Raw genomic sequence first — 22630 nt, 5'->3', positions numbered from 1 at the left:
AACCAGATATGTGACACTATGACAAATACGTAAACCTACCAAGGTTACAGCGCCATAACGGTTTTCGATGCAACATGACGAGGTAGCTCATTGTAGCGTCGTTGGTAGGCACGCGACAATGCCGTGGGCGAAACGAACCCAACGCGCGAAGCGACACTTTTCAGGGAATGTCCTGCTTCCAAATCCAACTTGGCCAGCGCCAATCGCCAGTTACTCAGGTAAGACCCTGGCGTCTCTCCCATCACATTCTTAAAATGCACTGCAAATTGGGTACGGGACATGGCCGCCTCCTCTGCAAGACTTTCAAGACGCCATGGCTTTGCGGGATTTTCATGAATAGCAACCAGAGCCTGCGCCAGGTTTGGATGCGCCAGACCCGCAATCAAACCACTACCAGCAGCACCCGTAAGAATGGCATGACGCAGCAGCCGGATCATCACCACTTCGCAGAGGCGATTGATGACTGCCGCTCCACCACAGCGCGGTGACAGAACCTCTTCCACCACCAGCTCCGCGAGACTTTCCAGTTCAGGCGCATCCCGTAGTTCAATCTCGACACAATCTGGCAGCGCTGTACTCAACTGAGAACCCGGCCCACCAAACTCCACCCGTGCGCCCGCCAAAACGACAGTCTCATCGCAAATTTGCTTGATTGAGGTGGGATTGTCAGGACTGGACGGAAGAAACACCAGTTTCCTGAGGCCCTGCGCACACTGAAGAATGAAAAAGTTCCCCTGAAGCACGTCATCCTCGGTGTTTTGAAGAATGTACGCTTCCACCTTAAACCGCTCAATAAGCGACGAAAGGCGATCATATCTCAGCTCTCCAGGTTGAACCTCAGCAAGCACAGTGGCCATATCCGAACTCTCAGTCAGTTATTCCGTACAAAAAGCAATCAAACGTTCAGTATCATAATAAGCACAAATCGACCACTGCTATTTGCCGTTTCAAGAAAAACGAATTGAGCAATGCGATAAGAAGAAAAAGAAACCAGCTCAGGAGAACAAAATGCTTATCCCTCGCCAGAAAGTCCCAAGCCTGTCTGCGAACCTCGTTGGTGGTGGTACATTCGACCTGTCAACAGACGCATCCAACTTCGCCACGCTGGTTGTTTTTTACCGTGGCTTGCACTGTCCCATCTGCGCAAACTACCTAAAAGAACTAGAACGCCTGACACCAGAGTTTGCAGAACGCGGCGTGAAGACCGTGGCCCTGTCGACCGATACACAAGGTCGCGCCGAGAAATTTGCCGAGTCAATCAAAGCAGACAAACTGCGCGTTGGTTACGGTGTTTCTCTGACCAAGGCGCGCGAATGGGGCCTGTACATCTCAGCAGGCCACGGCAAGACATCAATCGGTGTTGAAGAACCAGACCTGTTTGCAGAACCGGGCCTGTTCTTTGTAAAGCCTGACGGCACCCTTTACTTCGGCAACGTGCAGACCATGCCATTTGCACGTCCTGACTTTAAGCCAATGCTCGGTGCCCTCGACTTCTGCATCAAGAATGATTATCCCGCTCGCGGTGAATACACCGGAGCACTGTAATCAAATATACCACAAACAAATTTCTTGATGCACAGAGAGGCCGTGATTTTACGGCCTCTCTTTCTTTACTTGTGCCTCAAGAGCTCTCTGACGGTTCATATGCTCAATATCCGGAAAATCCGCCCCCTGCCAGATACGAACCACAACCAGAACTGCAATGGATATGAGAACCCCCAAGACCACACCGACGAGACGATCAATCACCTGATTGAAATTGTCGACAGGTCCAGAAGACGCCAAGGCGGCAACAACGAAGGCATACCCGCCTTGCATACCTGCGTAAGACCAGTAGCTATCGCCTTGATGGACTGATGCAAGGAAAAACAGGCCGATCGCCAGCAGCAAGCCCCACCAAAAGAACGACTGCAGACCAAGCCCAATAAGCGCAAACCCCATCAGGCCGCCAATAAAACAGCCCAAAGTCCGGTTCAGAGCAAACTTCTTTACGGAGACAGCAGGCCCATAAAGCACCACGAGCGACGTAATAATGATCTGCACCATGGCCGCCAAATCATGACCAACGTAAACAATTGGAGCAATCACCGCGACAGCGGCGCCACTAACACATAATGCAAACACCCAGTTCTTATCCATCGTATCGATATTAGGGGGAAGATAAGGACCAATCCCGACAGCTAGAGAGCTGTCTTCATTCATGAAGTAAGAGACCACAGCCGCCGTCATAACACCAATCACAACAGCAATAGTCCGATCAACCATCAGGAGAAAGAGACCCTCGATTTGTGTGAAGGAAGCATAAATAGCCAGCATCGCCGTCACACTCCCCAGCAGCCAGGCATACGCAAAATTCGGGCTCGCCATCCGCTTATAAATAGCGAACGCTGCCAAAGAGCCGACAGCAATCCATTGGAAAAAATGGTAGTTTTTAACCATAAGGGCGATCCAGTAGCCAGAAAAACCACCGATGATTGTCCCAATAACGCGCTGCATGCCTTTACGCCACACATTGGTCCAGTCTGCATTAGCCACTGTCAGGGCGGACATAGCTGACCACCATGGGTCATCTACATCAACCAGCAACGCGATAATAGCTGCCAGTGTAACCATCAGACTTGTTCGTAAACCGAGAACGTAATTGAAGAACATGGCACCCACCTAATGAAAAATGAAGACGCGGGCGTCTCCACCATGCATGGGGGTGTGATGATCCAGAAGCGGCCCCATATCAATCTCGACTGGAAACCGCTGCGAAAGCCGTATCCAGTCCGTCGTCAGCGGAATGTATGGCATGACACGAGGGTTCTCATCCCTGCGCGAGACACCACGACCAATCGAGCGCACAGTACCTTTGTGAATACGGTAGGGATCACTGGAGACTTGGAAGTAAACCGTCTGCCCCGGTTTCAACCTAGCAGCGTGCCGTTCAATCAGGTTGGCAATAATCCGCCAGTTGCTGTTTGTGATGAGCGCCAGCTGCGGCACACCCTGTAAAGCATACCCCCCTGGAGTAATGGCGTATTCACTCACGACACCGTCTGCGGGGGCTGTGAGGGAGGATCTTTCAAGGTTATATTCCGCCAGCGACATTGCTGCCTGCGCCGCCTCGTATGTGGCACGCATAACCTCGACCTGATGCGCGACTGCACGTAAGCTTTCTCTAGCCGACTGCGTCTCTGCATTCGCCTCTTCGAGAGCAAGCGTAATATTATCCAGTCGCTGCTGGGTAACAAAGCCATTGTCGGTGAGTTCCTCAAAACGCTGTTGCTGGGCTGACAGATTAGCCACTTTAGCAACTGCTGCAGTGACAGCGGATTCCGCCACTTGAACCTCCACTTCAGTGCGGCGAAGGTTCGCCAATGCCTGCATCTCTTCTGCGCGCGCTTCCAGCACAGCCAAAGCGAATGGCTCACGGTCAATCTGCATAAGCAAATCCCCGGCTTTTACCGGCTCGTTTCGAGGAATCGGGACTTCAGTCACAAATCCAGAAATCTCAGGAGAAACAAACACAACATCTGCAGAGACATAAGCATCAGCGGTATAGGTAAGAAAATAATCGAGGACAAAATAAGCGCCGACCAAGGCGCATGCGCCTATGATCACCTTGATCGGACCACTTATATAATGAACACCTCCAGGCACCCTTATCTCCGCTCACCTGACACTACATAAGCATCGGCGAATTCTTGTTAGACAGCCAATTCTGAGTACTGGCATAAGGCGCCTAGTTGGAGGCACAGGAAAGCATCGCAAATGAGAGTTTTAAAATCATAAAAACGCTCCCTATAAATTTAAAGTAGGTAGTAAATACAGTAAGTTAATGAATATTTCCGAAGCGTAAATGTTGCAGTACGCTCTTTGTAACACTCGAAACGCAAACCTAACCAGTTCAACAGGTCTTCGTTGAAACAGGCTCAATAGCTGTGGTTGCATTGAGAAAATACACGGGCTTGGCCAAGACGCCGGGCAAACCTGCAAAGGACTGTCTGCGATGTTACCCCTTGCGAAAAGAATTGCCGTACTCGGAACCGTTTTCGCTACCACTCTGGGAGCCAGTGCGCTCATCACGCACGCAGCACAGATCAACGCCCGCGCAGCAGGATACTCTCAAACCGGCCAACTCGTCTCCTTTGGCCTGTACAACAACGCCATCATTACAGATGACTTGACCCTCCAGCGTCTCAACTCCGACTACGTCTTCCTGAGCGCAGATCCCTCAGATCCATTTGATTTGGTTTCAGGCAGCTGTTTTGGTGGGGCTGTTATCAAGAACATGAAAGTCCAGGGTGGCGGTGTCTGTAGTTTAAAGGACAAAGACGGCGACCCATTTGCACTCAGTTACGAGATCACCGAGATCAATGAAGGGAAGTATACCGGAACCTGGACAGTGCTCGGCGGTGATGGCGCTTGGGCAAACGCAAAGGGCCACGGAACATGGAACCGTACGATCCTGCCCAACATGACCTTGTCCGTAACAACAGTGCAAGGCGAAATCACCTTCTAGCAGCATTACCACCCTCAATTTTAGCTGAAAATTTTTTCAGCTAATTCAATTAATTACACACCACCTAAATTCTTACAGAACGACTTTGCATCACGCTGCGAAAAACCATGCCTTGGCAGCAAAAAATCTAAAAAATCCGCCTCGATAGTTTCCATTTTCAAATGAATCCTGTTAAGGAGCCCATGACATTTGGCCCCGGCGCAATGCGCCCAAATTTTCTGAGTGTGATGATCCAAAATAGCGTTAAGATCACCCCCGAGCTCATTGAGGCCCACGGTCTTAAGGAAGACGAATATGCTCGCATCCTGGAGCTGATTGGCAGAGAGCCAACCTTCACCGAGCTTGGTATTTTCTCCGCAATGTGGAACGAGCATTGCTCCTACAAATCCTCCAAGAAATGGTTGAAGACACTCCCGACTACCGGCCCCCGCGTTATTCAGGGACCGGGCGAGAACGCAGGTGTTGTCGACATCGATGATGGGCAGGCAGTCGTCTTTAAGATGGAAAGCCACAACCACCCATCTTACATCGAGCCATATCAGGGCGCCGCAACCGGCGTTGGCGGCATTCTGCGCGACGTGTTCACCATGGGTGCACGCCCGGTCGCAGCCATGAATGCTCTGCGCTTTGGTGAGCCAGATCATCCACGCACCCGCCACCTTGTATCCGGTGTTGTCTCCGGCGTAGGTGGATACGGCAACTCCTTCGGTGTCCCGACTGTGGGCGGCGAAGTGGAGTTCCACAAATCCTACAACGGCAACTGCCTGGTAAACGCCTTTGCTGCAGGCCTTGCCGATTCCGACAAGATCTTCCTGTCTGAAGCAAAAGGTGTCGGCCTTCCTGTGGTCTACCTTGGCGCCAAAACAGGCCGCGACGGTGTTGGCGGCGCAACAATGGCCTCCGCTGAATTCGACGATTCCATCGACGAGAAGCGCCCAACCGTCCAGGTTGGTGACCCCTTCACTGAAAAGTGCCTGATGGAAGCTTGCCTTGAGTTGATGAAGACCGGTGCGGTTATCGCAATTCAGGACATGGGCGCAGCTGGCCTCACCTGTTCTGCAGTCGAAATGGGCGCAAAAGGCAATCTCGGTATCGAGCTTGATCTGGACAAAGTTCCGGCCCGCGAAGAAAACATGACCGCCTACGAGATGATGCTCTCCGAAAGCCAAGAGCGCATGCTCATGGTTCTTGAGCCATCCAAGGAAAAAGAAGCCGAAGCCATCTTCACCAAGTGGGGACTGGACTTTGCTATCTGTGGCGTCACCACCGACACCCTGCGCTTTGTTGTGAAGCAGTACGGTCAGGTCATGGCCAACCTGCCGATCAAGGAACTCGGCGATGAAGCCCCTGAGTACGATCGCCCATGGACACAGTGGCCTGAGCCAGAGGAAATCGCTGCATCCAACATCGAAGAACCAGCAGACTACAAAGAAGCCCTGCTGAAACTCATCGGCGGTGCAAATGGTTCCTCCCGACGCTGGGTCTACGAGCAGTACGACACGCTCATTCAGGGCAACTCAGCAGCAACGCCGGGCGGCGATGCTGGTGTCATCCGTGTGGACGGAACGGACAAAGGCCTCGCCTTTACCGTAGACGTGAACCCACGCTATTGCTACGCAAACCCATATGAAGGCGGCAAACAGGCTGTTGCAGAAACCTACCGCAACCTGTCCGCAGTTGGCTCTCTGCCTCTGGCAATCACCGACAACCTGAACTTCGGCAACCCTGAAAAGCCAGAGATCATGGGCCAGTTCGTTGGCTGCCTGAAAGGTATCGGCGAAGCTTGTGAGGCACTGGAAACCCCGATCGTTTCCGGAAACGTGTCCCTTTACAACGAAACCTACGGCGAAGGCATTTTGCCAACACCCGCAATCGGCGGCGTAGGTCTTCTCAAAGACGTCACCAAGCGCGTGGGCAGTGCCTTTGTAAGCGCAGGCGAAACCATCGTTGTCTTAGGCGGCGAAGGCAAGCATCTGGGTTCCTCCCAATATCTTGAGGAAATTCTGGGCCGCGAAGAAGGCGCCCCTCCCCCTGTTGATCTGGAAGTTGAGAAACTCACAGGCACATTCGTGCGTGAAGCGATCACAGAAGGCCGTATCACAGCTGCACACGACATTTCATCCGGTGGTCTGGCTGTCGCGCTTGCCGAAATGGCAATCAAAGGCAAACTCGGCGCAACAGTAAAAGTTGCAGGCGATCATCCTCATGCCATTCTGTTTGGTGAAGATCAATGTCGCTATATTGTGACTGTGGCAGAGGAAAAGCTCGCTGCCTTCTTGGAAGATGCGATCGACGCTGGTATCAGCACTGAAGAAATCGGTAAGACTGGGGGTGATACTCTTGTTCTTGGCGATAAAATCAGTGTGTCAGTTGCAGAGCTGAACAATGCTTTCGAGGGATGGTTCCCGCATTTTATGCAGGCGAGCTGATACTCGTCCACCGAACTGCTAAACTGAGTTCTAAATAAGATTCGCTTCTCTCTTCATGTATGATGAGAGAAGCAACCAAACAGAAGCAACCCAGTCGGGCAAGGAGGCATACTCATGGCCATGGACGCAGGCGAACTACAGACCCTCATCAAAGAGGCTTTGCCAAACGCACACGTGGAAATCAGAGATCTGGCAGGTGATGGCGACCATTACGCTGCCGTCGTAATCTCGGAAAGTTTCCGCGGCAAATCCCGCGTGCAGCAGCACCAAATGGTGTATCAGGCTCTTAAGGGAAAAATGGGCGACGATTTGCACGCTTTGGCGTTGCAGACCTCTGCTCCGGAATAACGAACAAAAAGCGGTGCGACCTTTTTCTTGCATTTTGCATGCAAATTTACCATATGATGGGCCGCACCACGAAAAAAGTACAATCACGGTCACCGGGCTTTGACCCCGGTCGAGCGAAAGGAACTCGACGAAATGAGCGATATCCAAAACTGGATCAAGCACGAAGTAGAGAACAACGATGTAGTGCTCTTCATGAAAGGCACTCCAAGCTTCCCACAGTGTGGCTTCTCCGGCCAGTCTGTGCAGATTCTGGATTACATCGGCGTAAAATACGTCGGCCATAACGTTCTGGAAGACGATAGCCTGCGCCAGGGCATCAAAGATTACAGCCAGTGGCCAACAATCCCACAGCTCTACGTCAAAGGTGAGTTCATTGGTGGCTGTGATATTATCCGCGAGATGTTCCAGTCTCAGGAACTGCAGGCTCTGTTTGCAGAAAAAGGCATAGAGACCGCACCTGCTGCATAAGTCTCTGCCGAAAATCAGTTTCTTCAAAGCGGGCCTTCATTCGAGGGCCCGTTTTTTGTTTGCCATGCCGCCGCAAATCACTAGTCTTATCTGCACTTTTCACGGTAAGCAGACAGAATATGTTCAAGACCATTGTTTTCGATTTAGACGGCACCATCTGCCATCACAAAGCCTCCTATCCCAAAATGTTCTTTGAGGTCTTTGGCGAGCAATACAACAAACACAGCAATACCTGGCTGCGCCATATGCTACACAATGGCGAGCACAGCGGTCTGGAAGCTGTGCAATCATGTTTTCCGCAGATGAAGCAGGACGAACAGACCAAAGCCCTCGATACCTTCACCCGCAAATGGGCAGAGGCACAGGCTCCCTATACCGGTATCTTCGAAGCGATATCGCTCCTGAAAGCGAACTTCCACTGCCAGATTGGTGTGATGACAAACGGCCCCTCAAAATTCCAATGGGCGGTTATGAACAAGCTCGGCATTCTCGATCACGTCGATTTTGCGTATGCCAGCGGCGATGTATTCCCCGCAGAATGCAAACCCAGCGTGCCACTCTTGCGCAAACTTGAGGACAAACACAGCATTTCGCCGCAAACAGCACTCTTCGTCGGAGACAATCTGGAAAAGGATATCAAACCTGCCAAAGCCGCTGGCTGGCATACCCTCCACGTTGCCCCACATGAGCAACCATCTGCCGACCTGCCTCTTGAAAACTTCACACAAGCAACCGGCAAGACCGATTGCCTGGCCATCAACTGGAGCAGCCTGACTGCTTAACTTCGCTTAACTTTCCTGAACACCAAATAAACGCGGCTCTCAGAGCTCTCTCACATTGCCCTTGCTAGAAACGTCTTATCGAGAGTTCAACGGGGATGAGAGATGCAACTTTATCTGAGAGTTTTGCTCCTTGGCGTCATCACCGGCACCGCAATGGGAGCAGTTGCCGCCAGCATTACTCCAACCAATAAGGAAGGGTTGGCCCGGTATGAATGCCAAAACATGACCGTGTTTCGCAAGCCCTCCTGGCTGAACGGGTCCGACGCCTGCAAGTCCTTCGGCGGGCTAAAACAAGAAACTGATCAACACTGACTACCCCAATACACCTTTCCTCGCCAGAGGATGCGCAAGTATCAGAAAGCCATATCCAGCCTCAAAAAACAAAACCGCCACACACACCCATGCGGCGGCTTCAAATCTAACAAGTCACGCGTCAAGCCTAGAACTCGTTGCCAAACAGCTTCTCGGTCATCGCCTCTGCTGCAGCACACGGCTCCTGATCACTCTCCCCAGCCTCACCGGAGTTCGGACGCAGTCCCACAAAATCAAACGCCTCTGCATCATGCAAATGAGATGGACGCACATGCGCCAGAGCACGCGCCATGATACCCAGACGGCCCGGAGTTTCCTTCTCCCACTGCTGCAACATATTCTTCACCTGAACACGCTGCAAGCCATCCTGAGAGCCGCACAGGTTACAAGGTATGATCGGGAACTCCATCGCCTTGGAGAACTTCTCAATATCCGCCTCACAAGAGTTCATCAGCGGGCGCAGCACCATCAGGTCACCTTCATCATTCACCAGCTTGGGCGGCATGGATGCCATACGTCCACCATGGAACATATTCATCATGAAGGTTTCCAGCGCATCATCCCTGTGGTGCCCGAGCACAATCGCTTCGCAGCCCAGCTCACGCGCCGTGCGATATAGGATACCGCGGCGCAGACGGGAGCACAAAGAGCAGTAGGTTGAATTTTCCGGCAGCTTGTCGGTCACAATCCCATAAGTGTTCTCGCGCACAATCTTATTCGGGATCTCATAGCGCTCGAAGAACTCAGGCAGAATATGCTGAGGGAAGTCAGGCTGGGATTGGTCTAGATTGCAGGCGATCAGGTCAACAGGAAGAAGACCGCGCCACTTCAGGTCCATCAGAACCGCAAGCAGGGTGTAACTGTCTTTGCCGCCAGACAGACAGACGAGCCACTTGGTTTTCTCTGGGCTCGCTCCATCCGGCACCATCTTGTAATCAGAAATCGCCTGACGTGTCTCACGCAGCAAGCGTTTACGCAGCTTCTTGAACTCAACCGAACTTGGCACCGCACGGAAAAGTGGATGGCAATCAGGATCAAAGGTCTTGTCCTTAGGAGCGGTCTCAGGTGTCTGTTCTGCGCTTAACTGGCTCATGGCTATAACTTATCTTTACTCGTCTCTATCAAGCGATGGGAAATGCATTTTGCTGTGGGGAGAAATAGCACCGCCCAAAGAAAAGGGCCACCCAAAGGGCAGCCCAAATCAAATCGTTCAGGATCAAACCTATTAGCGGGAATAGAATTCCACAACCAGGTTTGGTTCCATCAGAACTGGGTAAGGCACGTCACCAAAAGCAGGAACGCGAGCATAAGTCGCGGTCAGTTTGTTGGTGTCAACGTCAATGTAGTCAGGAATGTCACGCTCAGCGGACTGTACTGCTTCCAGTACAATTGCCAGCTGCTTGGACTTTTCACGAACTTCAATCACGTCGCCTGGCTTACACATGTAAGAACCGATGTTCACACGACGACCGTTTACGTTCACGTGACCGTGGTTGATGAACTGACGAGCAGCAAACACGGTTGGAACGAATTTCGCGCGGTAAACAAGTGCGTCAAGACGGCACTCGAGCAGACCGATAAGGTTTTCAGAAGTATCGCCGCGCTGACGGGAAGCTTCATCATAAGTCTTACGGAACTGTTTCTCAGAGATGTTGCCGTAGTAGCCTTTCAGCTTCTGCTTAGCGCGCAGCTGCACACCAAAGTCAGAAAGCTTACCCTTACGACGCTGACCGTGCTGGCCTGGGCCATATTCACGACGGTTCGCAGGGCTTTTAGGACGACCCCAGATGTTTTCACCCATCCGACGGTCTAGTTTATACTTGGCGCTCTGGCGCTTAGACATCGCAGTTTCCTTAGCGTTGATCTATATTTTTAAAGGAAACGCGCCCTCCTTTTTCGCTGCAAACACACAGCCTGCAAACGACTGACAGCAGTTACGGCAAATAGCGCATGCCGAACCACACGGGTGCGTAAAATCAAAGCGGCCCCAAAAGAACCGCCTTGAACAGCGCATTCCTATTGAAAATGCGCTCAAGAGTCAATGAAATATAACGGGAAACAGCTGAGAAACGCGAGCCGCATCAATAACGCGTCTGCGCTTCCCTGCCGCGCTTTTCGCTCCAGATCTCCGCATCCACCCCATCAGCAAGCTCCGGATGCTCAGAAAGATCAAACAAGGGCTCTCTGCCCTCCTTCAGCTGCTTAACGTAATCCTTGGTAATAAGCACCACTTTCGGCGACAACAGTACAATCGCAACCAGGTTGATTGTCGCCATCACTGCCATAGAAGCATCAGCAGCATTGAACACCGTTATAACTGTCTGAAGAGCACCCCAGAACACCATTGACAGCGTCAAAATACGCAGGATCGAAAGGCCTGGCTTCCATCCGTGCTCCAGATAAATCATAGCGTTTTCAGCATAGGAGTAGTTCGCTACGATTGATGTAAATCCGAAGAACAGAATTGCAATTGCGATGAAGTAGACACCAAAATCACCTATGTGGGCCTCTGCTGCGGACTGTGTCAGCGAAATACCCGTCAAACCTGTTGTCGGATCGTAAATACCTGACAGCAGAATAATCAAGGCAGTTGCGGTACAGATCACAATAGTATCGATAAAGACACCAAGTGCCTGCACGAACCCCTGCGATGCAGGGTGGTGTGGATCAGGAACAGCAGACGCAGCAATGTTTGGCGCTGATCCCATCCCGGCTTCGTTGGAGAAAAGACCACGGCGGATACCATTCATGAGTGCGGCCATCACACCACCGGTAACCCCGCCGACCGCTTCTTCAATCCCAAAGGCGTGCGCCACGATACTCCACAGAACACCCGGCACCTCTTGAAAATTCATCGCCAAAATCACAAGCGCAATGCCCACATAGGCAACCGCCATAAAGGGAACAACGATCTCAGCAAAGTGGGCGATCCCCCGCAAACCGCCAAAGATCACAAGCCCGGCTGCCACAACAAGCACCGCACCAGTCGCGATCGGCGGCAAACCAAAAGCATTACTCATTGACGTCGCGATGGAGTTCGACTGTACAGCACAGAACACAAGGCCAAAGGTAAAAATCAACGTGATTGCAAAGAGATTACCAAATAAAGGGCTCTTCAGGCCAGCTTCTATATAAACCGCCGGACCGCCACGAAACTGCCCCTCCTCATCCGCAACTTTATACAGCTGCGCCAAGGCACTTTCTGCATATGCCGTCGCCATACCAACCAAGGCAACCACCCACATCCAGAAGATTGCGCCCGGTCCGCCCAGCGTCAACGCCACAGCAACCCCAACAATATTACCTGTGCCAACACGAGACGCCAGACTGGTACACAGAGCCTGAAATGGACTGATCCCGTGCTCGTCTTCATGTCGTGATTTGAGGAGAACGCTGAAGCATTGACCGAAATAGCGAAACTGGATGAAACCCAACCGGATTGTGAAAAAAGCGCCAACGGCGAGCAATCCGTAAAGCAGAACATAATCCCAAAGGATAGCGTTGATATAGTCGATGATCGTATTGATGATGTCCAAAATCTCGGCTCCAGCAAATCCGCAGGTTCCGAAGCTCTATCAAGCTAACGTCAAAATCCGCCTAGAAGAACCGCTTAATTTCTGCCAAGGCTTGCAACACTCCAGCAACCTATAGCGAAGAAAACCCAGATTTCAGCCGGTTAGGAAGAACAAATCATCACAGCCGGTTGCCACATCACCTCGTTCCACAACCTGCACCAATCGCTTGGCAATGGCAGGGGCCGGATCAATCCAAGTTACCTGCCACGGAGCCACCTGCTCCATCTCTTCCCTTAGGAACGGAAAGTGCGTGCAGCCAAGAACCACACAGTCGGTGCGCTTCCCGTCTTCTTCGGTAAAACAAGGCGCTATTTCCCGCCGCAAATGCTCAAGATCAACCCCGCGGCCCGCCAGCTTATCCTCTGCAAGGCCCGCTAAGCCAGATGCGCCAACCAGAGCAATGTGGTGCTGGGAGGCAAAGTCATCAATCAGGTCCTGCGTATAGTCGCGCTTCACCGTCCCCGGCGTCGCAAGCACAGCAAACACACCACTGCGTGTTTGTTCAGCCGCTGGCTTGATTGCCGGAACCGTCCCGATCACGGGCACGGGCAAAAACTCCCGCAAAGCCGTAAGAACAAGAGTGGATGCCGTATTGCAGGCCACCACCACCGCGCTTGGCTGCCAGACCGCACTCACCGACTTCACCAGATCACAGATATGATCCCGCAGCGCCGCCCCTTCCCAGTCGCCATAGGGAAAGGCAGCCCGGTCCGCCAGGTAAAGCAGGCCAGCCTCCGGCACGGCCCGTTTGATTTCCCGCTGCACCGACAGCCCCCCTACCCCACTATCCAGCACCAACACGCGGCCAGACAAATCCGCCTGCATGTGCAATGGTTGAAAGGGAACCGTAGAAGGGCCTGTCAGCATCAGTCTTTATCCTTTACGCCATACTTCTCGAAGCAGGAAATCACACCACGCATGATGCGCACTTCATTCTCCGTGAGATCTGCTTTCTGAAAGATGTTGCGCAACCTGCGAATTGTTACTGGCTTTTTTTCTATAGGACGGAAGAAACCGCGCGCATCCAAGCCTGCTTCCAGATGCTCAAACATCCGTTGAACGGACTCTTGCGTTGCCAGCTCCCCGTCATAGTCATCCAGAGAAAATGGCAGAGCCCCTGCAGTCGCCACGCGGCGCCACTCATAGGCACAGACCAAGACAGCTTGAGCAATATTCAGGGAGGCATAGGTTGGATCAACCGGCAATGTCACGATCTTGTTCGCAAGCGCCACTTCATCGTTATTCAAGCCCCAACGTTCGCGACCAAACATGTATCCGGACGGGATACCGCGCAGGCCTTGAGCAACGCTCTCGGACGCAGCCTCATCCGGCCCCACAACCGGCTTCGGCAAATCACGGCTGCGGGCCGTGGTAGCAAAGACAAGCTTCAGATCGGCAACAGCTTCTTCAACACTGTCGAAGACCCGAGCAGCGTCAATAACATGATGTGCCCGGCTGGACGCAGAGCGCGCTTTGTCGCTCGGCCAGCCATCACGAGGGTTGATCAGGCGCAAGTCGTGCAGGCCAAAGTTGGCCATAGCACGGGCAACCATACCGATATTTTCGCCAAGTTGGGGCTCACAAAGAACCACAACAGGAGGAATGGCATTGTTAGTTTCAGGAGTGCTTTCAGACATGCCGATCCTCTAGCCGATCACATCAAAAATTGCCAGAACAGTTTTACCAGCATCGCTTATCGGAAGGCGGCAGTTCCCATCAAATTTTGCCTGTCGTTTTCCCTCGGCAAGAACCCACCAACTGCAGATCAGCCCTACCATAAGGTGTAGCAGGTCTGACTAAGCACCTAAAGAGGGTAAAATTCGGCGAATTCAATCAAGAGTAAAGCTGTGATTTGCTGGTATCTAGAGAGTCGGCCGTTTCAACGCAGCCTCTGAATGGCGTGACCCTCTACGAAGGAGACCCTGACGACAATGTCTGAACAAGAACACAACACAGGTGGCACCCCGCCTCCACAACTCCCGGATCTCACGCAGTTAGTGCGTGACAACTGGGTAAAATTTCTGGTGCTCGGAGTACTGATGGTGATTGGTGGTATGATTGTGTTGGTCATACCATACGCGTCCTCCATCGCGGTAGCACTGGTCATTGGTCTGGTTCTGATCGTCGTCGGGGCTCTTCAACTCTGGCACGCTATGCAGGTGAAAGAATGGGGAGGCTTCCTAGGACAATCTCTCATTGGCATCATCGCACTCGTTGGTGGGGTGGCCATTTACTTCAACCCCGTAGCAGGAACAGTCGCACTGACCCTACTACTCTCCGCCGTCTTCATCGCCCAAGGCGTTGCACAGGCCCTTTTCTCCCTGCGCCTGAGACCGCACGCCAGCTGGGGATGGATTCTGGCTTCCGGCCTCATCGCAATCGCAGCTGGATTGATGATCCTGCTGGACTTCCCGGCCTCGGCAGCATGGGCGCTTGGCTTGGTGGCCGGTATCTCCATCATGTTCAATGGCTGGAGTTATATCGCGATCGCCATGGCAGCCCACAAGACGGAATAATACAGGTAGGCAGGCACCTCCTCAATGGCGCCTATCAACCACAAGAAGTCAGATAAAAACGTGCCGCGCAAGTCACCCCGATGCGCGGCATTTTTTTGTTTCAATGCATCAATCTCCGCTAATCGCGGATAACAGCCAAGGAGTAGACAAGCATGATCCCGTTTAGAGTGAGATTGCCTCTGACGATCAGGCCAGCGGTCAATTCCACCGGAACGAACCGCAGGACCGTCATCCAACAGGCGACCGCCGCGAGCCAAAATAAACCATCAGCCAAAGAGCTCCCAAAACACTGTCCAAAAGTAATTAAGCGCGAGCCACACCTTTAAATCTGGCGGATACGATAAGTCTCCCCTGAAAGATGCATAAGGCCTTCACTGGAACAGTTCCTGCAAAAGGACAGGGTCAACTTGTACGAATAACAATAGTTCGGGTTGGAAAGGCCGCCCGAGCACGCAAGAAAAAAGGCCTAGAGTTCCTCCAAGCCTTCCCCAAACGAACGTTGTCTTCAAATATCAAGTCGGTTTTCCAAATATAATGGAGGCATTTACTCCCCCAAAACCAAAGCCATTGGACATAACATACTTCAGGTCTTTTTCTTGGGCCGTCTTTGGTACCAGCTCAAACTGTGCTGCCTCTTCATCAGGATCATCAAGATTCAAAGTCGGCGGTAAAATCCCTTCTTTCAGTGCCATAATCGAGGCAATCGCCTCAAGCGCACCGGCAGCACCCAAAAGGTGGCCAGTTGCCGACTTGGTTGATGAAACCGCAAGATCTTTACCTCGATCACCAAACACTGCATGAATACCCGCAATCTCCGCAGCATCCCCGATCGGCGTTGAAGTACTGTGCGCATTGATGTAGCCGATCTCGTCGGGATTGATCCCGGCCTGCTTCAAAGCCCTGCGCATTGCACGCTGCCCACCAGCTCCATCCGGAAGAGACGCAGTGGCATGGTGCGCATCGGCACAGGTTCCGTAGCCCACAATCTCTGCCAGCGGTGTCGCACCGCGCGCAAGCGCATGCTCAAGCGGTTCAATCACCAGCATTGCTGCACCTTCAGACATAACAAACCCGTCACGTTTTTTGTCAAACGGACGCGAGGCACGCTGTGGATCATCGTTGAAATGGTGGGAAAGTGCACGCGCTGCACCAAAACCGGCGAATGCAACCGGATCAATGCTTGCCTCAGCACCACCGGCCAGCGCCACAGTCGCTTCACCATTCTTGATCAGGCGAACCGCATCACCAATGGCCTGGACACTGGCAGCACAGGCTGTCACCGGAGTACCCAGAGGGCCTCTGAAGTCATTCGCAATGGAAACCTGTCCTGCCGCAAGGTTCGCCAGAAAACTGGGCACAGCAAACGGAGACAAGCGCCGCGGGCCTTTATGGTCCACAGTGCGCGCTGCCCCGATCATCCCGGGGAACCCACCAACACCGGAAGCGATGATCGTCGCGCTGTTTTCCTTGTCCTCATCCGTCTCAGGATGCCAGTCGGCGTGATTAAGGGCCTCTTTGGCTGCCGCGAGTGCATAATGGATGAACAAACCCATCTTCTTCTGGTCTTTAACGGGAATGACCATACTGGAATCGAAACCGAACTCGTCCTCATCCACGGATGGAACTTGCCCTGCCACCTGGCAGACCTGGTTACTTGCATCAAATCTGGTAAGCGCACGAATACCGCTTTTGGACGCGATGAGACGCTCCCAAAACGGTTTAACACCAACACCGAGGGGTGACACCACGCCCATACCGGTTACGACAATCCGCATCTTCTCTAACTCCTAGGCTAAAGAACGCAACGAACGATTTCTGCGCGCCCTTCGAAATGCTCGCGTCCCAATTCTGGTGCCATTTTATGGTCAGAGTAATTGGATATGTTTTGAGAGTTAAGAGCCAACTACGCAAACATTTATCTTAGTGGATAACATCTTACAATTTCAAAATAATCGTCTTTGTACACTAAGGTAAACCATCAGTAAATCATCAGTAAATCACCAGTAAATCGTATGGAGAAGGAAAAGCGCTGGCGAGATTACAGAGAGCGTTCAAAACCGTCTCAGAGCGCAATTACAGTTGAAATTGCAGTTTGTTAGTGAACACCACTTCTACGCAGCATACGAATTTGGTATGACAAGCCGCACAACCGCAGATTTCCTCTGGCATTAAATTGCGCACATGTGTATACACATGGCAACTTGAGCCTGAAACGGCTCCATTGTCACGTACCTAAAAAAACATGAGGTCTACTAATATGGCAAAGATCAAGGTAGAAAATCCAGTCGTCGAGCTCGACGGCGATGAGATGACCCGCATCATTTGGCAGTTCATCAAGGACAAGCTGATCCATCCTTATCTGGACATTGATCTCAAGTACTACGACCTCGGCATCGAGTCTCGTGACGCAACTGATGACCAGATCACCGTTGACGCTGCAAACGCGATCAAGAAGTACGGTGTTGGCGTTAAATGTGCAACCATCACTCCAGATGAAGCACGCGTTGAAGAATTTGACCTGAAGCGTATGTACCGCTCTCCAAACGGCACCATCCGTAACATCCTGGGTGGCGTTATCTTCCGTGAGCCGATCATCATGTCCAACGTTCCACGTCTGGTTCCAGGCTGGACCCAGCCAATCATCGTTGGCCGTCACGCATTTGGTGACCAGTACCGCGCGACTGACTTCAAATTCCCGGGCAAAGGCAAGCTGACTGTTAAATTCGTTGGCGAAGATGGCACCGAGATCGAACACGAAGTGTTTGACGCACCATCCTCCGGCGTTGCAATGGCAATGTACAACCTGGATGATTCCATCCGCGACTTTGCGCGCGCTTCCATGAACTACGCGCTGGGCCGTAAGGTTCCTTGCTACCTGTCCACCAAAAACACCATCCTCAAAGTATACGATGGTCGCTTCAAGGACATCTTCCAGGAAGTTTACGACACCGAGTTCAAAGAGAAGTTCGAAGCTGAGAAAATCTGGTACGAGCACCGTCTCATCGACGACATGGTTGCTGCATCCATGAAGTGGTCCGGTGGTTACGTTTGGGCTTGTAAGAACTACGACGGCGACGTTCAGTCCGACACCGTAGCACAGGGCTTCGGCTCCCTCGGCCTGATGACCTCCGTTCTCATGTCACCAGACGGACGCACCGTTGAAGCAGAAGCTGCACACGGCACAGTGACCCGTCACTACCGTCAGCACCAGAAGGGTGAAGAGACCTCCACAAACTCCATCGCATCTATCTTTGCATGGACCCGTGGCCTCGCACACCGCGCGAAACTGGACGACAACGCTGATCTGAAGAAGTTTGCAGAAACTCTTGAGCAGGTCTGTATCGACACAGTTGAAAGCGGCTACATGACGAAGGATCTGGCACTACTCGTTGGTCCGGACCAGAAGTGGCTCACCACAACTGGCTTCCTCGACAAAGTCGACGAGAACCTGCAAAAAGCAATGGCAACCGCATAAGCTTTGCCAAAGCTCTGATTTCCGAAAAGGGTGCCTCCGGGCACCCTTTTTTATTGCCACAAGTCTCAGACAACGCGCAAATCCCTGTAAATCAAGGGATTACCACACAAGGCATCCTTCACAATTGCGGCCCTACCGTAATCAAAAAAGGATCAAAACCATGAGGCATCACCTATCTGCTCTTCTGATAAGCACATGTATGGCAGGCATCGTGCAGGCGCAAACCGAAGAGCCCATCACAGCAAAAAAGATCGGCCCATATTTCCAGTTGGAAATACACACCGACACGCCCAGTGGCGAAGCTAAGAAGTCAATCTTCGTGATGGACACAGGTTCAACCGGCATCGTCGGCTCCGCCGGTTTTTTCATCCCCACCGTAGCGGAACAGGCAAGCTCCACCTGTAAAACCCTGTCCTATTCCAGCTCCGGCAATACCTATGCCGGTTACATCATCAAACGCGACCTCACCTTTGGAACGCCCGGCGAGGCTCCTACAAAGCACCTCAAAGACTTTCCGGTGTTCGCAGCGGTACAACACTGCCCAAACAGCAAAAACACGCCCACATGCTCCACAACGCCTCCACCCAGCTGCAATCACAACCCGAAGGTCTTCATGATGGGCGTTGGCTTTGACAGTCCCGATGGTTTTTCGGAAGCGGCCTCCGATCAGCCCAATGCTGCCAATCCGTTCCTCAATCTGGTCGAAGAGAATGGCACCCCATTCGAAAATCAGAACTACGCCCTCACAAACGCGCAATCTGACAGCAGCAGCATTGATGTATACTTGGCCTCCAGCCAGAACCCACTCCCTAATCTGGGAAAGTCGCTCACGCTGCCCCTCTCAGCCTCCTCCACAAAGCCAACAGAGTTGGTAGCGCCTCTGCTTCCCTTCGCCATCACAAGTAAAGCGAACGGCGAAATCATCTACCCACCAGATGGCCCCAAAACAGCCCGCATTCTCCCGGACACCGGCATATCATTTGGCATCGTCTCGGTAGCTGAAGCAGCAGTGCCGTGTTGCACCTCCAGCGCCGACAGCGGGCAGATTGAGACGTCTGACTATCAGATGCAGCTCTATACGGATGAACAGAGCAAAGACCTCTTGGTAACGCTGAGCTACGGCAAAGATCAGCCCCTTGGCAACTCCGCAAGATGGTCCCTAGGCCACACGGGTGTAAGCCCGATGCTCTTTAACAGCGGCCAGCAGTTCTTCGAGCACTGCAATTATTTCTATTCACCAGCAGACAGACAAGTGACCTTAAGTTGCGCCTCTGATCAGTAGGCTAAACAGGACACCTTTACGCTATGGACAAGCCCACTGCTCCTTGATGCTCCGCTGCACCTTTACCAGCGCACCACTCACAGATCCCTTTGAGTGGTGCCTCTGTTGCCCCCTACATCTCGTAGCCAGAAGGTTTCTCCCTATCCATTCGCAAATCTCGCCGCTATCGTTTCATTCTTGCTATCTTTAGGGGGATACAAAAGACAATGACTTCATCGATAACGCGCGTTAACCCACCTTCTCTGCCCAACGAAGAGGGAATGGGTTACTCCCAGATCTCGGTCGTTGAGGCTGGAAGAATGGCCTACGTATCTGGTCAGTGCGCGTGGCGGACAGACGGCACGCCGATTCCCAAAGACCTTGCCGAGCAAACAAGACTAGCAGCACAAAGCGCCAAAGCCGCATTGGATGCTTTAGCAGCAGGCCCGGAGGACATCGCCATCCTGCGCTGCTACATAAAAGACCTCACACCAGACAGGCTAAACCAAGCCTTCCCTGTCCTATTAGAAATGCTCGACGGAGCGGAGCCGAGCCTGACTGGGATTGGAGTGGCAGCTCTGGCGCTGCCTGATCTGCAGATAGAACTGGAACTCACGGTCCGTCTGCCGGCTTAACCTAAATACACCGAACATAACCTCACAGGGTTTTCTACAGTTCTTCACGCCGACAGCCCCTATGTTCTTGTGCAAGCCAAGACAACGCCTAAGTGAGAACACATTACAATTTCAACCTAAACGCTTATTCACATTTTCCGTTCGGGCTCTGTTTATGTTTAAAAAAATTGCACTCTTCCTGCTTCTCTTAATTGCCGGAGTATACCTCTACAACGCCTCATGGTTTTCCTTTCACACACCATCGGGATCACCAAAGTACATTGCCCATCGCGGCGTCCACCAGACCTATCACCGCAACAACCTCACAAACGAGACCTGCACTGCAGAGCGCATCGACACCCCGTCGCATGCATTTCTGGAAAACACCATCGCCTCCATGCAAACCGCCTTTGAAGCTGGCGCAGACATCGTAGAGCTGGACGTTCACCCCACCATAGACAACAAACTTGCTGTCTTCCATGACTGGACGGTGGACTGCCGCACCAATGGCTCAGGCATCACGCGATCCCACTCACTTGCACAGCTTAAAGCGCTGGATATCGGTTACGGATACACCGCAGATGGCGGGAAGACGTTCCCCTTAAGGGGAACAGGCATTGGCGCACTGCCGGAACTGGAAGAGGTGTTTCGCGCCCTTCCCGGTAAGAAATTCCTGATCAACTTCAAGGAAAGAGAGCTCCGCTCCGCAGAACTCCTAGAGGAAAAACTGGAAAAGAACCCACAGTGGAAGGAGCAAGTCTGGGCAGTCTACGGTGCCTCTGCCCCCACATGGCATATTTCTGATAACGCAGAACATATCGCTGGTTTCGACAAGCAACGAACCAAAGCCTGTCTCAAGAACTATGTCGCTTTAGGGTGGACCGGATACGTTCCTAAAGACTGCAGAGGCACCGTCATCGGCGTCCCCTCAAACTACACCTGGGCAATCTGGGGCTGGCCCCACAAGTTCCAACAACGCCTTGAAGCATATGGCAGCGAAATCATCGCATCCGGTGCCTTCAAGTCACAGGGCGCAGGCGAAGGCATAGACACGCTGGAACAGCTGTCAGCACTGCCTGACAACTTCAACGGATACATCTGGACAAACAAGATTGAAGTCGTGGGACCGTCAAGCAAGGAGCCGAACTAAGGAGTAAACTCCGCATCCACATGATGAGCCTCGCGCTCATCAATGGCCTCATCAATGATCTTCTTGGCAACGGCAGGCTTGCGATCCATGAAACGACGCAGATCTTCCATCTTAAGCTCCATGACCTGAACGGACGTTCTGGCTATCGCACTGGCCGTCCGTTTCCGGTGCCCAAATAAGGATGCCTCACCAAAATGCTCCCCTTCGCCGTGCACAATGCTGTGGTCCTCAAACACCTCTTCCACCTCACCAGAAGCGATAAGAAAGAGACTGTCGCCGTCCTCACCTTTCTCGCAGACACTCCGTCCTTCAGGCACGCTGTGTGAGTGCAAAAGCTCAGTAACCGCAGCGATCTCAACTGCAGACAAGCGCTCAAACAAGGGAACTGTAGCCACCATCCCCCACGTAATCACAAAGTCGCGGCTATGGATCTCACGCGCAAACGCAGTGCCGATAATACCAACGGGCAGCGCAAACAGACAGTAACCCGTCAACATCACCAGACTGGCAATCATCTTGCCAGCAGCCGTCACAGGCACCACATCGCCATACCCAACTGTCGTGAGCGTGGAGAACGCCCACCATAACGCATTCGGAATACTGCCAAAATTTTCAGGCTGCGCCACATGCTCCACGCTGTAAAGCAATGTCGCAGCCACAAGAGCAACACCTAAGATCAGCACAAGACTGCCCACAATGGCTTTTCGCTCAGTAACCACCGCAGAAATCAAAGAGCGCACAGCCGGTGAATACCGCGCAATCTTCAAAAACCGCAGCAAGCGTAAGATAACGAGCGATTTCCAACTGATACTGGCGAAAAATAGAGAAAGCCAGAAAGGCAGCACAGCCACAAAATCAACCAGCGACAACGGTTGCAACGCATAAGCAACACGCGCTTTAAAAGGTCCATATTTCCTCAATGGAGGATGCAGATCAGAAACCCAAAGGCGCAGCAAGTACTCGGCCGCAAAGACAGAGCCAGCAATAATATCCAGCAGAAAGATCTGCCAGATATAGACCTCCCCAATACTCGGCTCGGTCTCCAAAACCGCAAGGCCCACATTCACCACAATGAAAAGGATGAGAATGGCATCAATCTGCCGTGCAAGCCGATTGCCCGCGCTGCTGCGCTCCAAAAGGTTGTAAACCTTCAATTTGATGGCATATGCCACAACCACCCCCAAACAGACCAG

The 22630-nt window shown here is 52.4% G+C and carries 23 protein-coding genes; 12 read left to right on the top strand and 11 right to left on the bottom strand.

Translation table 11 applies throughout. From position 1 onward, the window contains the following. Positions 1-44: 44 nt before the first annotated feature. Entirely contained in the window at positions 45-857 is an 813-nt protein-coding gene (locus IE076_RS10890; RefSeq protein WP_189436787.1) for an AraC family transcriptional regulator, read from the bottom strand. A 151-nt stretch (positions 858-1008) separates the two neighbouring features. Between IE076_RS10890 and IE076_RS10885 the strand changes: the two genes are divergently transcribed. Further along, positions 1009-1545: a peroxiredoxin-like family protein gene (locus IE076_RS10885; RefSeq protein ID WP_189436786.1), complete on the top strand. Its 537-nt coding sequence runs from the start codon at positions 1009-1011 to the stop codon at positions 1543-1545. Between the two features lie 48 nt (positions 1546-1593). Here the strand turns inward: IE076_RS10885 and IE076_RS10880 are convergent, their stop codons facing one another. Continuing rightward, complete coding sequence (locus tag IE076_RS10880; RefSeq protein ID WP_189436785.1) at positions 1594-2652, bottom strand: FUSC family protein; 1059 nt, start codon at positions 2650-2652, stop codon at positions 1594-1596. Between the two features lie 9 nt (positions 2653-2661). Further along, positions 2662-3645, bottom strand: a complete 984-nt coding sequence (locus tag IE076_RS10875; protein WP_189436784.1) for an HlyD family secretion protein — start codon at positions 3643-3645, stop codon at positions 2662-2664. A 349-nt stretch (positions 3646-3994) separates the two neighbouring features. On the opposite strand from IE076_RS10875, the gene IE076_RS10870 reads away from it, so the two are divergent. From IE076_RS10870 to IE076_RS10845, 6 genes are all read left to right on the top strand, one after another. Continuing rightward, entirely contained in the window at positions 3995-4507 is a 513-nt protein-coding gene (locus IE076_RS10870; protein WP_189436783.1) for a hypothetical protein, read from the top strand. A gap of 224 nt (positions 4508-4731) precedes the next feature. Continuing rightward, positions 4732-6936 (top strand): phosphoribosylformylglycinamidine synthase subunit PurL, encoded by a 2205-nt coding sequence (gene purL / locus IE076_RS10865; RefSeq protein WP_189436929.1) that lies wholly within the window; start codon positions 4732-4734, stop codon positions 6934-6936. Positions 6937-7050: 114 nt separating this feature from the next. Continuing rightward, positions 7051-7284: a BolA family protein gene (locus tag IE076_RS10860; protein ID WP_054663107.1), complete on the top strand. Its 234-nt coding sequence runs from the start codon at positions 7051-7053 to the stop codon at positions 7282-7284. Positions 7285-7416: 132 nt separating this feature from the next. Continuing rightward, entirely contained in the window at positions 7417-7752 is a 336-nt protein-coding gene (gene grxD / locus IE076_RS10855) for a Grx4 family monothiol glutaredoxin (protein WP_189436782.1), read from the top strand. A 119-nt stretch (positions 7753-7871) separates the two neighbouring features. Then, positions 7872-8534 carry an HAD family hydrolase gene (locus tag IE076_RS10850; RefSeq protein WP_189436781.1) on the top strand — a complete coding sequence of 221 codons (663 nt, stop codon included), beginning with the start codon at positions 7872-7874 and terminating at the stop codon, positions 8532-8534. 102 nt (positions 8535-8636) lie between these two features. Beyond that, complete coding sequence (locus IE076_RS10845; RefSeq protein WP_189436780.1) at positions 8637-8846, top strand: hypothetical protein; 210 nt, start codon at positions 8637-8639, stop codon at positions 8844-8846. A 127-nt stretch (positions 8847-8973) separates the two neighbouring features. Here IE076_RS10845 and ttcA read toward each other — a convergent pair whose 3' ends face one another. The 5 genes from ttcA to IE076_RS10820 all read right to left on the bottom strand — a co-directional run bounded on the left by ttcA (position 8974) and on the right by IE076_RS10820 (position 14058). Beyond that, positions 8974-9939 carry a tRNA 2-thiocytidine(32) synthetase TtcA gene (gene ttcA, locus IE076_RS10840; RefSeq protein ID WP_189436779.1) on the bottom strand — a complete coding sequence of 322 codons (966 nt, stop codon included), beginning with the start codon at positions 9937-9939 and terminating at the stop codon, positions 8974-8976. 132 nt (positions 9940-10071) lie between these two features. Beyond that, positions 10072-10689 carry a 30S ribosomal protein S4 gene (rpsD, locus tag IE076_RS10835; protein WP_054663098.1) on the bottom strand — a complete coding sequence of 206 codons (618 nt, stop codon included), beginning with the start codon at positions 10687-10689 and terminating at the stop codon, positions 10072-10074. Between the two features lie 238 nt (positions 10690-10927). Beyond that, a complete protein-coding gene (locus IE076_RS10830) occupies positions 10928-12373 on the bottom strand; it encodes an alanine/glycine:cation symporter family protein (RefSeq protein WP_189436928.1) in 1446 nt (481 codons plus the stop codon). A gap of 141 nt (positions 12374-12514) precedes the next feature. Continuing rightward, positions 12515-13246 (bottom strand): glutamate racemase, encoded by a 732-nt coding sequence (gene murI / locus IE076_RS10825; RefSeq protein ID WP_371871496.1) that lies wholly within the window; start codon positions 13244-13246, stop codon positions 12515-12517. A 41-nt stretch (positions 13247-13287) separates the two neighbouring features. Further along, positions 13288-14058, bottom strand: a complete 771-nt coding sequence (locus IE076_RS10820) for an RNA methyltransferase (RefSeq protein ID WP_189436777.1) — start codon at positions 14056-14058, stop codon at positions 13288-13290. 294 nt (positions 14059-14352) lie between these two features. Between IE076_RS10820 and IE076_RS10815 the strand changes: the two genes are divergently transcribed. After that, positions 14353-14937 carry an HdeD family acid-resistance protein gene (locus tag IE076_RS10815; protein ID WP_189436776.1) on the top strand — a complete coding sequence of 195 codons (585 nt, stop codon included), beginning with the start codon at positions 14353-14355 and terminating at the stop codon, positions 14935-14937. A 118-nt stretch (positions 14938-15055) separates the two neighbouring features. Here IE076_RS10815 and IE076_RS23080 read toward each other — a convergent pair whose 3' ends face one another. Both IE076_RS23080 and fabF read right to left on the bottom strand, forming a co-directional pair. Then, on the bottom strand, positions 15056-15211 hold the full coding sequence (locus tag IE076_RS23080; protein ID WP_371871492.1) for a DUF2585 family protein: 156 nt from the start codon (positions 15209-15211) through the stop codon (positions 15056-15058). A 238-nt stretch (positions 15212-15449) separates the two neighbouring features. Further along, on the bottom strand, positions 15450-16712 hold the full coding sequence (gene fabF, locus IE076_RS10805; protein ID WP_189436774.1) for a beta-ketoacyl-ACP synthase II: 1263 nt from the start codon (positions 16710-16712) through the stop codon (positions 15450-15452). 482 nt (positions 16713-17194) lie between these two features. Here fabF and IE076_RS10800 point away from each other — a divergent pair, with 482 nt between their 5' ends. The 4 genes from IE076_RS10800 (at position 17195) to IE076_RS10785 (ending at position 21437) form a co-directional block, all read left to right on the top strand. Then, positions 17195-18412 carry an NADP-dependent isocitrate dehydrogenase gene (locus tag IE076_RS10800; RefSeq protein ID WP_189436773.1) on the top strand — a complete coding sequence of 406 codons (1218 nt, stop codon included), beginning with the start codon at positions 17195-17197 and terminating at the stop codon, positions 18410-18412. Positions 18413-18572: 160 nt separating this feature from the next. Beyond that, positions 18573-19694, top strand: a complete 1122-nt coding sequence (locus tag IE076_RS10795) for a hypothetical protein (RefSeq protein ID WP_189436772.1) — start codon at positions 18573-18575, stop codon at positions 19692-19694. A gap of 206 nt (positions 19695-19900) precedes the next feature. Next, positions 19901-20308, top strand: a complete 408-nt coding sequence (locus tag IE076_RS10790; RefSeq protein ID WP_189436771.1) for a RidA family protein — start codon at positions 19901-19903, stop codon at positions 20306-20308. 154 nt (positions 20309-20462) lie between these two features. Further along, a complete protein-coding gene (locus IE076_RS10785; RefSeq protein WP_189436770.1) occupies positions 20463-21437 on the top strand; it encodes a glycerophosphodiester phosphodiesterase family protein in 975 nt (324 codons plus the stop codon). Here IE076_RS10785 and IE076_RS10780 read toward each other — a convergent pair. After that, positions 21434-22609, bottom strand: a complete 1176-nt coding sequence (locus tag IE076_RS10780) for a cyclic nucleotide-gated ion channel (protein WP_189436769.1) — start codon at positions 22607-22609, stop codon at positions 21434-21436. The genes IE076_RS10785 and IE076_RS10780 overlap by 4 nt on opposite strands. Positions 22610-22630: the final 21 nt, after the last annotated feature.

The organism is Pseudovibrio japonicus, assembly GCF_014651595.1.
GTDB lineage: Bacteria > Pseudomonadota > Alphaproteobacteria > Rhizobiales > Stappiaceae > Pseudovibrio > Pseudovibrio japonicus.
The sequence above is the reverse complement of the archived record's forward strand: the minus strand, read 5'-3'. Positions and strand labels throughout refer to the sequence as shown.

Excerpts from the sequence above, each read along its gene's own strand:
- IE076_RS10790 (WP_189436771.1), top strand. The coding sequence starts at position 19,901 with ATGACTTCATCGATAACGCGCGTTAACCCACCTTCTCTGCCCAACGAA.
- grxD (WP_189436782.1), top strand. The coding sequence starts at position 7,417 with ATGAGCGATATCCAAAACTGGATCAAGCACGAAGTAGAGAACAACGAT.
- IE076_RS10890 (WP_189436787.1), bottom strand. The coding sequence starts at position 857 with ATGGCCACTGTGCTTGCTGAGGTTCAACCTGGAGAGCTGAGATATGAT.
- murI (WP_371871496.1), bottom strand. The coding sequence starts at position 13,246 with ATGCAGGCGGATTTGTCTGGCCGCGTGTTGGTGCTGGATAGTGGGGTA.
- IE076_RS10885 (WP_189436786.1), top strand. The coding sequence starts at position 1,009 with ATGCTTATCCCTCGCCAGAAAGTCCCAAGCCTGTCTGCGAACCTCGTT.
- IE076_RS10820 (WP_189436777.1), bottom strand. The coding sequence starts at position 14,058 with ATGTCTGAAAGCACTCCTGAAACTAACAATGCCATTCCTCCTGTTGTG.
- IE076_RS10795 (WP_189436772.1), top strand. The coding sequence starts at position 18,573 with ATGAGGCATCACCTATCTGCTCTTCTGATAAGCACATGTATGGCAGGC.
- IE076_RS10870 (WP_189436783.1), top strand. The coding sequence starts at position 3,995 with ATGTTACCCCTTGCGAAAAGAATTGCCGTACTCGGAACCGTTTTCGCT.
- IE076_RS10850 (WP_189436781.1), top strand. The coding sequence starts at position 7,872 with ATGTTCAAGACCATTGTTTTCGATTTAGACGGCACCATCTGCCATCAC.
- ttcA (WP_189436779.1), bottom strand. The coding sequence starts at position 9,939 with ATGAGCCAGTTAAGCGCAGAACAGACACCTGAGACCGCTCCTAAGGAC.
- IE076_RS10785 (WP_189436770.1), top strand. The coding sequence starts at position 20,463 with ATGTTTAAAAAAATTGCACTCTTCCTGCTTCTCTTAATTGCCGGAGTA.
- IE076_RS10880 (WP_189436785.1), bottom strand. The coding sequence starts at position 2,652 with ATGTTCTTCAATTACGTTCTCGGTTTACGAACAAGTCTGATGGTTACA.
- IE076_RS10860 (WP_054663107.1), top strand. The coding sequence starts at position 7,051 with ATGGCCATGGACGCAGGCGAACTACAGACCCTCATCAAAGAGGCTTTG.
- IE076_RS10800 (WP_189436773.1), top strand. The coding sequence starts at position 17,195 with ATGGCAAAGATCAAGGTAGAAAATCCAGTCGTCGAGCTCGACGGCGAT.
- fabF (WP_189436774.1), bottom strand. The coding sequence starts at position 16,712 with ATGCGGATTGTCGTAACCGGTATGGGCGTGGTGTCACCCCTCGGTGTT.
- rpsD (WP_054663098.1), bottom strand. The coding sequence starts at position 10,689 with ATGTCTAAGCGCCAGAGCGCCAAGTATAAACTAGACCGTCGGATGGGT.
- IE076_RS10845 (WP_189436780.1), top strand. The coding sequence starts at position 8,637 with ATGCAACTTTATCTGAGAGTTTTGCTCCTTGGCGTCATCACCGGCACC.
- IE076_RS10815 (WP_189436776.1), top strand. The coding sequence starts at position 14,353 with ATGTCTGAACAAGAACACAACACAGGTGGCACCCCGCCTCCACAACTC.